Annotated in this window: 14 protein-coding genes; 9 read left to right on the forward strand and 5 right to left on the reverse strand. The window is 54.8% G+C overall.

The window, feature by feature from the left end; all coding sequences use genetic code 11:
- Positions 1–51: 51 nt before the first annotated feature.
- Positions 52–993 (reverse strand): flagellar motor protein MotB, encoded by a 942-nt coding sequence (locus SPK40_RS13765; protein ID WP_330960810.1) that lies wholly within the window; start codon positions 991–993, stop codon positions 52–54.
- Between the two features lie 11 nt (positions 994–1,004).
- Positions 1,005–1,766: a flagellar motor protein PomA gene (pomA, locus tag SPK40_RS13770; RefSeq protein ID WP_248143496.1), complete on the reverse strand. Its 762-nt coding sequence runs from the start codon at positions 1,764–1,766 to the stop codon at positions 1,005–1,007.
- A gap of 345 nt (positions 1,767–2,111) precedes the next feature.
- Here pomA and xseB point away from each other — a divergent pair, with 345 nt between their 5' ends.
- Genes xseB through dxs form a run of 3 tightly spaced genes read left to right on the forward strand, consistent with a single transcriptional unit; the run spans position 2,112 to position 5,130 of the window.
- Positions 2,112–2,354, forward strand: a complete 243-nt coding sequence (gene xseB, locus SPK40_RS13775) for an exodeoxyribonuclease VII small subunit (RefSeq protein WP_248143494.1) — start codon at positions 2,112–2,114, stop codon at positions 2,352–2,354.
- On the forward strand, positions 2,347–3,243 hold the full coding sequence (gene ispA, locus SPK40_RS13780; protein ID WP_248143492.1) for a (2E,6E)-farnesyl diphosphate synthase: 897 nt from the start codon (positions 2,347–2,349) through the stop codon (positions 3,241–3,243). The genes xseB and ispA overlap by 8 nt, the downstream gene beginning before the upstream one ends.
- A gap of 24 nt (positions 3,244–3,267) precedes the next feature.
- Positions 3,268–5,130, forward strand: coding sequence for a 1-deoxy-D-xylulose-5-phosphate synthase (gene dxs, locus SPK40_RS13785; RefSeq protein ID WP_330960811.1), 1,863 nt, complete (start codon positions 3,268–3,270; stop codon positions 5,128–5,130).
- An 85-nt stretch (positions 5,131–5,215) separates the two neighbouring features.
- Here dxs and yfbV read toward each other — a convergent pair whose 3' ends face one another.
- On the reverse strand, positions 5,216–5,665 hold the full coding sequence (gene yfbV, locus SPK40_RS13790; protein ID WP_330960812.1) for a terminus macrodomain insulation protein YfbV: 450 nt from the start codon (positions 5,663–5,665) through the stop codon (positions 5,216–5,218).
- A gap of 315 nt (positions 5,666–5,980) precedes the next feature.
- Here yfbV and SPK40_RS13795 point away from each other — a divergent pair, with 315 nt between their 5' ends.
- The 5 genes from SPK40_RS13795 to SPK40_RS13815 all read left to right on the forward strand — a co-directional run bounded on the left by SPK40_RS13795 (position 5,981) and on the right by SPK40_RS13815 (position 11,720).
- Entirely contained in the window at positions 5,981–7,180 is a 1,200-nt protein-coding gene (locus SPK40_RS13795) for an acetate kinase (RefSeq protein ID WP_330960813.1), read from the forward strand.
- Between the two features lie 120 nt (positions 7,181–7,300).
- Entirely contained in the window at positions 7,301–9,454 is a 2,154-nt protein-coding gene (pta, locus tag SPK40_RS13800) for a phosphate acetyltransferase (RefSeq protein WP_248143484.1), read from the forward strand.
- Positions 9,455–9,592: 138 nt separating this feature from the next.
- Positions 9,593–10,354 carry a sulfite exporter TauE/SafE family protein gene (locus SPK40_RS13805; RefSeq protein WP_330960814.1) on the forward strand — a complete coding sequence of 254 codons (762 nt, stop codon included), beginning with the start codon at positions 9,593–9,595 and terminating at the stop codon, positions 10,352–10,354.
- 9 nt (positions 10,355–10,363) lie between these two features.
- Positions 10,364–10,663: a SelT/SelW/SelH family protein gene (locus SPK40_RS13810; protein WP_248143481.1), complete on the forward strand. Its 300-nt coding sequence runs from the start codon at positions 10,364–10,366 to the stop codon at positions 10,661–10,663.
- A 133-nt stretch (positions 10,664–10,796) separates the two neighbouring features.
- Positions 10,797–11,720: a TIGR01777 family oxidoreductase gene (locus tag SPK40_RS13815; RefSeq protein ID WP_248143479.1), complete on the forward strand. Its 924-nt coding sequence runs from the start codon at positions 10,797–10,799 to the stop codon at positions 11,718–11,720.
- Positions 11,721–11,782: 62 nt separating this feature from the next.
- Here SPK40_RS13815 and SPK40_RS13820 read toward each other — a convergent pair whose 3' ends face one another.
- Together SPK40_RS13820 and SPK40_RS13825 are read right to left on the reverse strand one after the other, a co-directional pair.
- Entirely contained in the window at positions 11,783–14,260 is a 2,478-nt protein-coding gene (locus SPK40_RS13820) for an ABC transporter permease (protein ID WP_330960815.1), read from the reverse strand.
- On the reverse strand, positions 14,257–14,931 hold the full coding sequence (locus tag SPK40_RS13825; protein ID WP_248143476.1) for an ABC transporter ATP-binding protein: 675 nt from the start codon (positions 14,929–14,931) through the stop codon (positions 14,257–14,259). The genes SPK40_RS13820 and SPK40_RS13825 overlap by 4 nt, the downstream gene beginning before the upstream one ends.
- Between SPK40_RS13825 and tesA the strand changes: the two genes are divergently transcribed.
- Complete coding sequence (tesA, locus tag SPK40_RS13830) at positions 14,930–15,529, forward strand: multifunctional acyl-CoA thioesterase I/protease I/lysophospholipase L1 (protein ID WP_330960816.1); 600 nt, start codon at positions 14,930–14,932, stop codon at positions 15,527–15,529. The genes SPK40_RS13825 and tesA overlap by 2 nt on opposite strands.
- Positions 15,530–15,583 lie beyond the last annotated feature (54 nt).

Below are 15,583 nucleotides of genomic sequence, written 5' to 3' on the forward strand. Positions count from 1 at the left end.
CTGTCCGGCACTGAGCCGGACAGCCTCCGATTCCTTACTCAGAGTGTAGGCTTAATTTGAAGGGACGGCAGATTCACCTGCCGGGTCACTGGTCAGTTCATTGGAGAAATGCGGTTTACCCTGCATGATCGCAATCTCAACCCTGCGGTTCAGTTTGCGTCCTTCCGCAGTATCATTGCTTTCCAGCGGCACAGTGTCTGCCAGACCCAGCACCCGCATCCGGCTGTGATCAAAACCGGTCACTTTTTCCATTTCCTGCGCGACCGATACGGCCCGCTGCGCAGACAGATCCCAGTTGGATCGGTAAAGCTCCGAATCCAGACGCTGATTATCCGTGTGACCGGAGACCGTAATCACACCCGGCACATCTTTCACCAGGTCCGCCACCTGGCGCACCAGCGGACGGAATTTCGGCTGCAGAAACGCAGAGCCTTCCGGGAAAGCACCTTTCTCACGGATACGAATCACCACCTGCTGCCCGAGGTTTTCCACCTCAATCAGATTTTCCTGAATTTCACGCTCCAGCGCGGTTTCCAGAATATCGGCCAGCTGCTGCTGTGCCTGCGTCATTTCCGACTGGGTGTTCTGGTTCATCTGTGTGGCGGTATGCTCAGAACGACCGCCGGTCAGCTTACCGGCTTCGCGTTTGGTTCCGCCAGCCTTCTGCGATTCCCCTTCATGGAAGTCCAGCGTCCGCTGCGTCATGTCAATCGTCTGCTGCATGATGACTTCAATCGGGGTCGGCTCCGGCCTGCCCGGACGAAATTCCTGAGCAATGACACTGGTCCCTTTCGGAATATCCTTCACTTCCACCATATTCTGGACCCCGAAAGCAAATTTCAGGGATCCGGCAATCTGCTTGAACTTCAGAACGTCCATTTCTGAAAAAGACAGCAAAAGCACAAAGAAACACATCAGCAGGGTCGCCAGATCGGCAAAGGTTGCCATCCAGGCTGGCGCCCCTTTTTTACAGTTGCACTCGAGCTCGTCCATCAGACACCTCCTTATTCATCAACGTCGATACGACGCTGTTTTTCGTGGAGGTAGTTTTTCAGGAAGCCGTCAATCACACGCGGGTTCTGACCGTCCTGAATTGCCAGCACGCCATCAAGAATCAACCGACGGTTCAGACGTTCCTCGTTTTTACGCAAGGACAGCTTATCCGCAATCGGAATCGCCACCATGTTAGCCAGCACAGAACCATACAGGGTGGTCAGCAGTGCAACCGCCATCGCAGGACCGATCGACTTCGGATCATCCATATTGGTCAGCATGGCGACCAGACCGATCAGTGTCCCGATCATCCCCATTGCCGGAGCAACATCACCCATTGCAGTGAAAATACCGATACCACGCTCATGACGTTCATTGGTAAGCGAGATATCTTTCTGCAATGTCGAACGCACCACATCTGCATCATGACCATCCACCAGCAAATCAATGCCTTTACGCAGGAAGCTGTTATTAACTTCCATCTCTTCAAGAGCCAGAAACCCCCCTTTACGGGCGGCATCAGCCATCTCTACGATCTTAGCAATCAAATCTTCCGGGTCGTCCGTTTTGAACATAAACGCCTTGGCCGCAATTTTGGCTGCACCAAAAAACTGCGACAGACTGTACTTCATCAGGACAACAAATAACGTCCCGCAAAATACAATCAGAACCGAAGGCATGTTAAAAAAGATATCCAGGCTACCGCCCAGCAGCATCGCCATGATGACGAAAGCAAAGGCACCGACTAAACCTATGAGGGTTGCCAAATCCACGGCTCACTCCTATGTAATTTTTTTTCTTTCCGGCCAACTCGCACTGGCGCCATTCTAACTTACTCACCCTGTATCGGCATCTTTGGATTTTGGTTTAGCACGGATTCAACCCCGGTTTTGTGCTCTGCTGGGAAAAAAAACACATTCCTTCTCAAGCCAGTGTCAGCGCCCCCTGAAAATCTGCCCTGGCAATTTCAGCCGGCAAACGGAAAACCATAAAAATAACACTGTAATGCGCACACTTCCCTGTGCCATAATTTGACCCGGCCTAGCCTGTGCGCTATTTTCCCCTCATTTTCCGAGCGTACACCTGACCGCGCTCTCAACCCAATCAATGGACCGGATATGGCAACCAAAAAACCAGAAAATATGGCCTTTGAAGAAGCCATGAATGAACTCGATGTCATTGTCAACGAGCTGGAATCCGGTGAAATCCCTTTGGAAGACGCGCTGAAAAAATTCGAGCGCGGAATTGCCCTGGCACGCAACAGCCAGCAGAAACTGACCCAGGCTGAACAGCGTGTCGAAATTCTGCTACAAGCTGATGACAATGCGCCACTGACGGACTTTGACCCGAGCGATGACTAACAGCCTTTCCCAACAGCTGGCCTTCTTTGCGGCCCGTAATAATGAACAACTGGAACACTGGCTGACCCGGCAGCCGTTTGCTGAACAGCCGCTGGTTCAGGCCATGCGCCATGGTACGTTGCTGGGCGGAAAACGAGCCCGTCCTTTCCTGACTTATGTGACCGGTCAGATGCTGGGTGCCGAAATCAGTGACCTGGATGCGCCGGCAGCCGCCGTCGAATGTGTCCATGCTTACTCTCTGATCCATGACGATTTACCCGCCATGGACGACGATAACCTGCGCCGTGGTCAGCCAACCTGTCACATTGCTTTTGACGAAGCGACAGCAATCCTGGCCGGAGATGCTCTGCAGACGCTGGCTTTTGAAATTCTGGCCTGCGGACAACTCAGTGATGCAGGCAACAGCCAGCGTATCGCCATGGTCCGCGAGCTTGCTCTCGCTGCAGGGGCTTCCGGAATGTGTGCCGGACAGGCGCTGGATCTAGCGGCGGAGAAAAAGCAGGTCGGTCTCACTCAACTAGAAAGCATCCACCGCCATAAAACCGGTGCCCTGATCCGATGTGCCATCCGTCTGGGTGCACTGGCTGCCGGAGACAAAGGCGTCGCCGTTCTGCCGCAGCTCGATCAGTATGCCAATGCGATTGGCCTGGCTTTTCAGGTACAGGACGACATTCTGGACGTGATCAGCGACACTCAGACACTGGGGAAACCCCAGGGCTCGGATTTAGCACTGGAGAAAAGCACTTATCCTGCCCTGCTCGGACTGGAAGGTGCACAGAAAAAAGCACAGCAGCTGTATCAGGAAGCCCTACAAGCTCTGGAAGCAATCCCCTACAATACAGATTCACTCGAAGTTTTTGCCCGATACGTTATCGAGCGCAACAACTAAAAACAGTATAAGCGCCGACATGTTATGACACTGGATATTTCAAAGTACCCGCATTTGGCTTTAGCCAACACACCGGACGAACTCCGTTTACTGCCGGTGGAAAGTCTGCCTGCTCTCTGTGAAGAGCTGCGGACATACCTGCTCAGATCGGTGAGCCAGTCCAGTGGACACTTTGCCTCTGGACTCGGTGCCGTCGAGCTGACGGTTGCCCTGCATTATGTATACAACACCCCGTTTGATCATCTGATCTGGGACGTTGGACACCAGGCTTATCCCCATAAAATTCTGACCGGCCGCCGGGAGCAGATGAATACCATCCGCCAGAAAGACGGCCTGCACCCGTTCCCATGGCGTGGAGAAAGTGAATACGACGTTCTGTCCGTCGGACACTCTTCCACCTCCATCAGTGCCGGACTGGGGATGGCGATCGCAGCCGAGCGTGAAGGACAGGGCCGTAAAGTCGTCAGCGTGATTGGCGATGGCGCGATCACCGCTGGTATGGCATTTGAAGCCATGAACCATGCCGGTGATGTCCACAGCGACATGCTGGTGATTCTGAATGACAACGAAATGTCGATTTCTGAAAACGTCGGCGCTCTGAATAACCACCTGGCCCGCCTGCTGTCCGGCAACTTTTACACCAGTATCCGCGAAGGCAGTAAAAAAGTCCTGTCCGGCGCACCGCCGATTAAAGAACTCGTCCGCCGCGCTGAAGAACACCTGAAAGGCATGGTCGTTCCGGGCACTATGTTTGAGGAACTGGGGTTCAACTACATTGGCCCGATTGACGGTCACGATGTACAGGAACTGGTCCGCACCCTGAAGAATATGCGGAACCTGAAAGGCCCGCAGTTCCTGCACATCATGACTAAAAAAGGCAAAGGCTACGCGCCTGCAGAAGCCGACCCGATCAACTACCATGCTGTGCCGAAATTCGATCTGAGCGAAAATCCGCTGCCAAAAGCAAAAAGCAGCAAGCCGACGTTCTCGAACATCTTCGGCGACTGGCTGTGCGATATGGCGGCTCAGGACGATAAACTCATGGCCATCACGCCAGCCATGCGTGAAGGCTCGGGCATGGTCCGTTTTTCCAAAGAATACCCGAATCAGTATTTTGACGTGGCGATTGCCGAGCAGCACGCAGTGACGCTGGCAACCGGGATGGCCATTGGCGGGTATCACCCGGTCGTTGCAATCTACTCAACGTTCCTGCAGCGCGGTTATGATCAGCTGATCCATGACGTGGCAATTATGGATCTGCCGGTCATGTTCGCCATTGACCGTGGTGGTCTGGTCGGTGCCGATGGTCAGACCCATCAGGGTGCCTTCGATCTCAGCTATCTGCGCTGTATTCCGAACATGGTGATCATGGCACCGAGCGATGAAAACGAGTGCCGTCAGATGCTCTATACCGGCCACTTGCATCAGGGACCGAGTGCCGTTCGCTATCCGCGTGGCAGCGCGACCGGCGTCAAGCCGGATACGACCATGACCGCACTCGAACTGGGTAAAGGCGTGATTCGTCGTCAGGGCGAAACCGTTGCCATTCTAAACTTCGGCACGACCCTGAGCTCTGCACTGGAAGCCGCAGAGAACCTGAATGCGACGGTTGCAGACATGCGTTTCGTGAAACCACTGGACGAAGCTCTGATCCGTGAACTGGCAGACAGCCATGATGTGTTGGTGACCGTGGAAGAAAATGCGATTGCCGGGGGCGCAGGTTCAGGGGTGATTGAATTCCTGATGAAAGAGAAACGCCTCAAACCTGTGTTGCAAATTGGTTTACCGGACAAATTTATCCATCAGGGCACTCAGGCTGAGTTACATGCAGAGCTTGAGATCGACGGCCCGGGTATCGAGGCGCAAATCCGCCGGTATCTGGACTAATAATTCCTGCCGTTCAGCCAGATGAATACAAAAACGGACCGGGTACAAACCGGTCCGTTTTCTTTTACGCAATCATCCGTGAAAATCAGAACCAGCGCTCCAGCGACGTCTTATCCAGTTGCTTGAAAGCCCTGTTCAGCACCATCGCCAGTTCCAGATATCGCGGACGCTCCTTCAGCGGCTGCATCGCATACCCTTCACTCAGAATTTTTCCGTGAATTTCCCTGTACCAGCTCGCCAGAGACGGCGGCAGATCCGTCCGGCTGCGTTTCCCCAGCCACAACAGTCCCTGTAACGGCATACTCAGCGCAAATAAGGCAACGGCCATCGCCAGCGGCAAACCTGAAGTATTGTGAAACGCCATCTGACTGAGGACACTCATCACCGCGACTGCAGGCATCACCCGCACCGCAAACCGGGTCGCTCTGATATAGCGCTGTTCGGGAAATAATAGGGCCAGCTCTTTGCGCATGGGCCATACCGACATGTAATGCTGGCCATGTTGGACCTGCTTCCAGATTTTTGTCTGATTCATATCGCACCAGCCTCAACAAATTTTATAAACTTTAAAAATAGACAACAATCAATCTAACTCGAATTAATTTTTAAAAATTTTTTTGTTATATCGCGCAACAAGGGCTATCCTATGCACGCCTTTGGTAATTGTTGGCCGATAACCCCGTTATCGCAACATTAAGGATAACCGACTCCTCAGGTTCACATCACTTCTACGGACAGAAGCGACACTTACCTGGTCTAGCCGCCTCAGAAAACCCGGCGACTATTCTATGGGTAACGCTTATTCAATTGAATATCAACTTTCAGACAGATTATATAGGTAGTCACTCACATGTCTAAGCTGGTTCTAGTACTTAACTGCGGTAGTTCTTCACTGAAATTTGCAGTCGTTGACGCAGTATCAGGTGATGAGCATCTGACAGGTCTTGCAGAATGTTTGCACCTCCCTGAAGCTCGTATCAAGTGGAAACTTGATGGCGCCAAACATGAAGCTCAACTGGGCAATGGTGCCGCTCACGAAGAAGCACTGGCTTTCATGGTAGAAACGATTCTGGCTTCTAAACCTGAACTGGCTGAAAACCTGAAAGCAATCGGTCACCGTGTAGTTCATGGTGGTGAGCAGTTTACTCAGTCTGCCCTGATTGACGACGCTGTACTGAAAGGTATTGAGTCTTGTGCAACGCTGGCGCCACTGCACAACCCTGCACACATCATTGGTATCAAAGCAGCTCAGAAAGCGTTCCCAAGCCTGAAAAACGTCGCAGTATTCGATACAGCATTCCACCAGACCATGCCGGAAGAAGCTTACCTGTACGCACTGCCGTACAAACTGTACAAAGAGCACGGCATCCGTCGTTACGGCATGCACGGTACGTCTCACCTGTTCATCACCCGTGAAACAGCGAGCCGCATGGGCAAGCCAGAGAGCGAACTGAACATCATCAACTGCCACCTGGGTAACGGCGCATCTGTCTGTGCAATCAAGAATGGTAAGTCTGTTGATACCTCTATGGGTCTGACGCCGCTGGAAGGTCTGGTGATGGGTACCCGTTGTGGTGACATCGACCCTGCGATCATCTTCCACCTGCACGATACGCTGGGCTACACCATCGATCAGATCAACACCATGCTGACTAAAGAGTCTGGCCTAGCTGGTCTGACTGAAGTGACTTCTGACTGCCGTTTCGTTGAAGACAACTACGGCCAGAAAGAAGAAGCGACCCGTGCAATGGACGTCTTCTGCCACCGTCTGGCGAAGTACGTTGCCAGCTACACGGCGACTCTGGATGGCCAGCTGGATGCCATCACGTTCACCGGTGGTATCGGTGAGAACTCAGCACCAATCCGTGAAATGGTGCTGAACCGCCTGAAGATCTTCGGTATCGAAGTTGACAGCGAGAAGAACCTGAAAGCACGTTTCGGCGGCGAAGGTGTCATTACCACCGAAAACAGCCGCGTCCCAGCTATGGTGATTTCAACCAATGAAGAGCTGGTGATTGCTGAAGATACAGCACGTCTGGCTGAAATCTAAGACATCAAATGGCCGACTCAGTCGGCCATTTTCTATCCAGAAAGATGATAAGGCAGAGGGTTGCCTATAATCCATCTGCCAACATTTTCTACCGTTTGCCATCAGTTTGAGGAATTGACTGTGTCACGTACCATTATGCTAATTCCGGTTGGTGCCGGAGTCGGCCTGACCAGCGTCAGCCTGGGTGTGCTACGCGCTATGGAGCGCAAAGGCGTCCGTGTTTCCTTTTTCAAACCTATCGCCCAGCCACGTCACGGCGGCGATCAGCCGGACCTGACCACCACCATTATCCGTGCGAACAGCGACATGCAAATCGCCGAGCCAGTTTCTATGGCACAGGCCGATGAGCTGATCCGCAGCGACCAGAGCGATGTGCTGCTGGAAGACATTGTTGCACGCTTTAAAGAAGCGACTGCAGGTGCCGAAGTTGCCCTGATCGAAGGTCTGGTCCCGACCCGCAAGCACCCGTTTGCGAATCAGATTAACTTCGAAATCGCCAAAACCCTGGACGCGGAAATCGTGTTCGTGGTTGCACCGGGTACAGACAACCCGGCTCAGCTGAAAGAGCGCATTGAAATTGCCTGCTCGAACTTCGGCGGCATCAAAAACAAACACATCGCCGGCGTCATCGTGAACAAGCTGAACGCACCGGTTGATGCGGAAGGCCGTACACGTCCTGACCTGTCTGAAATCTTCGACGGTTCTGACGCTGTTATGCCGACTCACGTTGAAGTGATGCAGGTTTTCAACTCCAGCCCGATCCGTGTGCTGGGTTGTGCGCCATTCAACGCTGAACTGATCGCGACCCGTGCAACTGACATCGCGCATCACCTGAATGCTGAAATCATCAACGCAGGTGAAATCGAGAGCCGCCGCATCAAGAGCATTACCTTCTGTGCCCGTTCCATTCCGAACATGGTTCAGCACTTCCGTCCCGGCTCACTGCTGGTGACTTCTGCTGACCGTCCGGATGTTGTGGTTGCCGCCTGTCTGGCTGCCATGAACGGTGTGGAAATCGGTGCCCTGCTGCTGACCGGTGGTTACGAGCTGCCAGAAGCCGTGAAGACACTGTGTAAGCGCGCATTCGAAACCGGCCTGCCGGTGATGACGGCCCAGGGGAATACCTGGCAGACTTCCCTGAACCTGCAAAGTTTCAGCCTGGAAGTACCGGCAGACGATAAAGAGCGTGTGGAAATGGTCAACGAGTACATGGCCAGCCATATCGACGGTCAGTGGATCGAATCCCTGTCTGAAGGCTCTGCCCGTGAGCGTCGCCTGAGCCCGCCGGCTTTCCGTTACCAGCTGACTGAACTGGCCCGTAAAGCCGCCAAGCGCATCGTGCTTCCTGAAGGTGATGAGCCACGTACTGTGAAAGCTGCCGCGATTTGTGCTGAGCGCGGTATTGCTGACTGTGTTCTGCTGGGTAACCCGGCTGAAATCAAGCGTGTTGCAGAACAGCAAGGCGTGGTTCTGGGTGCCGGTGTGGAAATCATCGATCCTGAAACCGTACGCGAGCAGTATGTTGAGCGTCTGGTTGAGCTGCGTAAGAACAAAGGCATGACCGAAGTGGTCGCCCGCGAGCAGCTGGAAGACACTGTCGTTCTGGGTACCATGATGCTGGAGCGTGACGAAGTACACGGTCTGGTTTCCGGTGCAGTTCACACCACAGCTAACACCATCCGTCCGCCGCTGCAGCTGATCAAAACCGCGCCAAATGCGTCGCTGGTTTCTTCCGTGTTCTTCATGCTGCTGCCGGATCAGGTTCTGGTTTACGGTGACTGTGCGATCAACCCGGATCCGAACGCCGAGCAACTGGCTGAAATCGCGATTCAGTCTGCTGATTCTGCCAAAGCTTTCGGCATCGAACCACGCGTGGCCATGATCTCTTACTCTACCGGTAACTCCGGTCAGGGTGCAGACGTCGATAAAGTCCGCGAAGCAACCCGCCTCGCTCAGGAAAAACGTCCTGATCTGGTCATCGACGGTCCGCTGCAGTACGACGCAGCGATCATGGAGAACGTTGCAAAATCCAAGGCACCGAACTCTCCGGTTGCAGGTAAAGCAACGGTATTCGTGTTCCCTGACCTGAACACCGGTAACACCACGTACAAAGCGGTACAGCGTTCTGCGGATCTGGTTTCGATCGGTCCAATGCTGCAAGGCATGCGTAAGCCAGTAAACGACCTGTCCCGTGGCGCTCTGGTTGACGATATCGTCTACACCATCGCGCTGACAGCGATTCAGGCGAAACAGGCTGAAGAGCAAGGTGCTTAAACCGCTGTCCTGACACAACATCCAGATACCCCGGCCAGCCGGGGTATTTTTTTATCCGACGATTCCCAGCCTCTTTGCCTCAGACGGCAAAATCCGTATGCTGTACGTTCTTGATCAATAAGGATTCCGGCATCATCCATGGACGGGTTGAATACTCTCGGACTTTTCATCGGCTCTTTACTGGCCAATACCCTGGCATCGCTGTCCGGCGGTGGCGCCGGGCTGATTCAGTTTCCATTACTCATCTTTCTCGGGCTGCCCTTTTCCGTGGCTTTAGCCACACACAAGATTGCCAGTGTCGCACTGGGACTGGGCGCCGCAATCAAATACATTCGAGCCGGTAAACTGAACTGGTCCATGACCCTCTATGTGATTATTGCCGGAACCCTGGGCGTGATCATAGGCGCCAATGCCATCCTGTTCGTTCCGGGCCGAATGGCCGAAGCCGCACTGGGGTTGCTGATCCTCGGTCTGGGGCTGTATTCTCTTTATCAGCCCAGTCTGGGACAAGCGGAGAATCCGCGCCGGCGTGATGACAAAGGGCTGATTCTGGGGAGCCTGGGACTGGCTGCTATCGGCATCGTCAACGGCTCTCTGACTGCCGGCAGCGGTCTGTTCGTGACCCTCTTTCTGATCCGCTGGTTCGGCTATGACTACAGACAGGCTGTCGCACTCACTCTGATCAGCGTCGGCCTGTTCTGGAACGGAACCGGTGCTGTCGCGATGTATGCAGCTGGCGCAGAAATTTACTGGCCGTGGCTGCCGGTTCTGATCGCCGGTTCGTTACTGGGTGGTTATCTGGGCGCGCACCTTGCGGGACGCCAGAGCAACCAGCTGATTAAACGCTGTTTCGAAGCCCTGACCTTCCTGATTGGGGCAAAACTTCTTTTCGGCCTGTGAGGACACTTTATGTCAGACCCTATCACCAATCCTGAAAAAAAAGCCGTGATTGATATCTATTACTGCCGCCAGTGCAACTGGATGCTCCGGGCAAGCTGGATGTGTCAGGAACTGCTGCATACCTTCAGTGAAGATCTGGAAGCCGTGAGTCTGCACCCGGATACCGGAGGACGGTTTGAGATCTTCTGTAACAACATTCGGATCTGGGAGCGGAAAACCGATGGCGGATTTCCGGATGCCAAACAATTGAAGCAGCGGATCCGGGATGTTTTAGACCCGGCACGCGATCTGGGTCATGTAGACCGGTAAACCGGCTGCCCTAAATTGCAAAAGCGCGATCCACTTCAATCCGGCCGCAGATGAAAAGCGGAGATTACGCCTGGGGTTGATTATAATTTATACAAAACAAGGATAAATCAACACCTATAACAGGGGAAAGGCGATGAAGATACTGGTCACCGGCGGCACCGGATTTATCGGCAGGGCACTGCTTCCACATCTGAACCATGATCAGGTTACCGTTCTCAGCCGTCATCCCAATCGTGCATATCAGCGCTTAGGCCACCACATCAAGGTCATCACCAGTCTGGATGAACTGGACACGCTGGACGAATTTGATGTCGTCATCAATCTGGCAGGCGAACCAATTGCCGATAAACGCTGGACGGAGAAACAAAAAGAAGAAATCTGCCACAGCCGCTGGCAACTCACCCGCCAGCTGGCGGGTAAAATTCTGGCCGGCAGCACGCCACCGCATACTTTTATCAGCGGCTCTGCCGTGGGTTATTACGGTAACCAGCAACACAAGGCGTTCGATGAGTCCCTCGAAGTTCAGCGGGATGATTTCGCCCATACCGTCTGCCGGACCTGGGAAGAAGCGGCACTGAGTGCTCAGACTGAACAAACCCGGGTCTGTCTGCTGCGTACCGGGATTGTGCTGGGCAAAGGCGGCGGTGCCCTGGCGAAACTGGTCCCGGTTTACAAGATGGGTCTGGGAGGCCCTATCGGCAGCGGAGAGCAGTATTTCCCCTGGATCCATCTGCAGGACATGGTCAAAGGCATTATGTTTCTGATGCGCCATGAAACCGCTCAAGGGCCATTTAATCTCACCGCGCCGAATCCGGTCACCAATAAAGAATTCAGCCAGACACTGGCCAGAGTGCTGCACCGGCCTCATCTCATGAGTACACCGGAATGGCTGCTCCGCATTGGCATGGGTGAATCCGCACAAATGCTGCTCGACAGTCAGCGGGCACTGCCCGCCAAACTGGAAGCGCATGGTTTCCATTTTTGCTACCCGGATCTGGAGCGAGCACTGAAAAGTGCGCTGGCCGAACCGGAAAGCCGAGTGACCCGCGTGGAGTAACCCGGTCTCAGAATCTCCGGCAGCCTCCCCTGAGCAATCACCGTACTGTCTGTCGGACGAATCTAACGGCCTAAGGGACGCAGCAACTGCTTCATCATGCTGCTGATGATCAGCAGTATCAGCAGAACGGACATCAGCGGCAGAACCAGCCACAAGCCCGGGTGCCAGGTCACGGGCAACTCAAAACCCCATTTGATCAGGGCTGCAACCAGGGCTTCCGCCCCAAAGACTGCAATCACCCCAGCCAGTACGGCCATCAGACCGTATTCGCTCCAGATCGTTGCCCGGATCCGTTGCCTGCTGGCCCCCAGCGTCCGGTAAAGCTTAATTTCCTGCTGCCGCTGCGACAGACTGAGACGCAGCAAGGTCAGCACCAGCAGCAGCCCGCTGCACACCCCCAGCAAAGCCAGCACAGACAAGGACAGAGAGACCTGCTGTAAAATCGCCTGGATCCGGGTTGCCATAGTTCTCAGATCCAGCAAGGTGACGGTCGGATAATCCCGGCCCAGCTGATTGACAATCTCACTCTGATCCGCTGCCACCCTGAAGCTGACCAGCCAGGTAGCTGGTAAATCAGCCATCACATCCGGGGTGAAAATGAAGAAAAAGTTGGGCCGCATATTCCGCCATTCCACCTCCCGCAAACTGGTTACTGTCGCAGTGAAAGACTGACTGTTCACACTGAACCCCAGCTGATCGCCCAGCTGAATGCCCAGCCGTTCGGCAACCCCGGTTTCAACCGACACGCCGCCCGGCGCAAGACTCCATTTTCCTTCCATCAGTGTATTGTGCACCGGCATCGTTTCACGCCAGGTAAAATTCAGTTCCCGGCGCAAAGACTCATCCCCTTCCTGACGATCATCCTGCTGCGCATCCGGCGTTGTGGTTTCCGCTCTCGGATTAACGCCATTAATCGTCACCAGACGGCCGCGCACAATGGGGTAACTGTCTGAGCGCATCAGCCCATAACCGTCCAGCACATCCAGATACGCCTGTTGCTCGGTCGGACTGATATTGAGGGCAAAAACGTTGGGTGCATCTGCCGGCAGGGTCTGCTGCCAGTCTGCCAGTAAGTCGGTTCGCAGAAGCCAGATCACGGCCAGCAGCATCAGCGAACTGGTCAGTGCCGCCAGCTGTGCTCCGGTCACCAGCGGACTGCGACCGATACGGCTTAACGCCAGGGTCATTGCGGCTCCCCAGCGACGCTGGCGGAGCCCGGCAACCAACAGCAAGCCCAGCCCGGCTAAAACGCCCAGCAATCCGACCAAGCCCGCCAGCGTCAGCCACATCATTGGGTTATCCCCGACCCAGAGCAACAGGGCAATCAGCGGGATCAGTATCAGCAGGTACCGGTTTTTTGAGGCCGTTGTCTTCAGTCCCCGCTGCATGACCGCCAGTGCCGGTGCATCCAGCAGGCGCCACAGCGCAATCCCCATCCCGGGAATCGCGACCAGAACCGCCACCAGCAAACTGACCAGCCAGGGCATCACTCCCATTTCCGGTAAAGGTTTAGGCAAGACATCACTCAACGGCAAGCGTAACAACCATTCCAGTATCCAGCCCAGACTCAGCCCGGCCACCGCCGCAATGGCAAACAGTAATCCGAGCTGCCGGGCCAGCCAGCGCCCCAGAAAGCCTTTACGGGCGCCCAGACTTTTCATCATCGCGACCGTTTCTGTGCGGCTGGCCGTGTAATGCATGCAGGTCAGCACAAGTGTGGCCGTCGCCATCAGAATCACCAGAATCAGGGTCAGCGACAGATACTGCTGTACCCGCTCGATCATCTCACCGGTGCGTCCCTGTGTGGTTTCACTGATCCACCGCTGATCCGGACTCAACACCACATCGGCCTGCAATTGCTTCAGCAAAGAGTCATCACCATTGAAATACGCCCGGTAACGTACCCGGCTGCCGGGCTGAATAGCTTCCGTGGCAGCCAGATCCGACTCATGCATCAGCACCGCAGGCATCTGGCTGAAGGGGTTAAACGACAGCTCCGGCTCTGAAACCACTGCCCCTGCGACAGTCAGTTCGGCATTCCCTATCGCCACCTGATCACCGATTTTCACATCCAGAAGTGAAAACAAGCGCTCCGACAGCCACAACTCACCCGGTTCGACCCGCTGCCGGGTCTGCTCATGTCCCTGCAGCACCAATTCTCCCCGCAGCGGAAAATCACTGGCGACAGACTTCACGCTCACCAGCTGCATGGCATGATCGCTGAAAGCCATGGTGCCAAAACGGGTCTGCTGCGTCACCGTCAGGCCTAACTGCCGGGCTTCCTGCAATACGGGTTCCGCAATCGGGTTGGCAGAGCGCAGCACCAGATCCGCCGCGATCATGCTGCGGCCCTGATTGATCATGATTTTTTCGACCCGCACCACCAAAGATGCCAGTGCGAACACACAGGCAATGATCAGCGTCAGCGCCACAGCCACCGGCCAGAGCTGACCCTGCCATAATTCGCGCCAGCTCCACCGGAGCAACAGAGACGGATCGGATTGTCGGCTCGGGATCTGACTTTCACTCATCTCTGTCATGCCGCCTCCACACGCCCGCCATGAATACGTACCACGCGATCACAGCGTTCCGCCAGCTGAGGATCATGGGTGACCAGCACCAGTGTGGTGCCGTGATCCCGGTTGAGGGCGAAGAGTAAATCGATCACCGTGGCTGCCGTGTGCTGATCCAGATTGCCCGTCGGTTCATCCGCAAACAACACCTGAGGCGCGGTCATAAAAGCCCGGGCGAGTGCGACACGCTGCTGTTCACCGCCGGAGAGCTGTGAAGGCAAATGCGCTTCCCGGCCCTGCAGACCGACCTGATGCAGCAGGGCTGCGGCGCGTGCCGTATCGCCGGTCTCCCCCTTGATGATGGCAGGCAGGGTCACGTTCTCCAGCGCCGTCAGCGACGGAATCAGCAGGAAACTCTGAAACACAAAGCCCACCGCCTGACTGCGCAAGGCGGCCCGGGATTCATCATCCATCGCTGACAAAGTCTGCCCGAGCAGTTCAATGTCGCCGCTGCTGGGAACATCCAGCCCGGCCAGCAACGTCATCAGCGTGGATTTGCCCGCGCCGGAAACCCCAACCAAAGCAATACTTTCGCCCCGCTCGACCTCAAGCGAAACATCCTGCAGAATGGTGAGTGTTGTGGTGGCCGTCGTCACCTGTTTGGATACTGATTGCGCTTTTATCACGGATGTAGACATGATGCGGATCCTTGCACTGTTAATACTTATTTTGACACCAATCAGCAGCGTTGCCGCCACATTGATGGTACTCGGTGACAGCCTGAGCGCCGGCTATCAGATGCGAGCTGATCAAAGCTGGCCACGGCTGATGGAACCGATGCTCAATGACAACGGCCTGAAAATTGAGGTGGTCAATGCCAGCATTTCCGGCGATACCACAGGTAATGGTCTGGCCCGTTTACCCAAACTGCTGAAACAGTATGCACCAGATTACGTCATCATCGAGCTCGGTGCCAACGATGGGCTTCGCGGTTTTCCGCCTGCGGCGATCGAGAAGAACCTCAGAGCTATGATTGCTCTGATTAAAGATAGCGGCGGCGAGCCATTGCTGATGCAAATCCGTATCCCGCCCAACTACGGCAAGCGCTATACCAGCCAGTTTGAAGCAATCTACGTCAGACTCAGCAAAGACTACAGCCTGCCGCTGCTGCCCTTTTTCCTGGAGCAGGTCATCCTGCGTGACCACTGGATGATGGACGATGGCCTGCATCCCAAAGCCGCCGCGCAGCCCTGGATCGCCCAGTACATGACAAATGCCATCACACCTTTTTTGTAACCAGGTTTTACAACGCCAAATTTCCAATGACCTCATTCCCCAATGAAAAGGACT

It is taken from the genome of Photobacterium sp. 53610 (assembly GCF_036409375.1).
In the GTDB taxonomy this organism is placed as follows: domain Bacteria; phylum Pseudomonadota; class Gammaproteobacteria; order Enterobacterales; family Vibrionaceae; genus Photobacterium.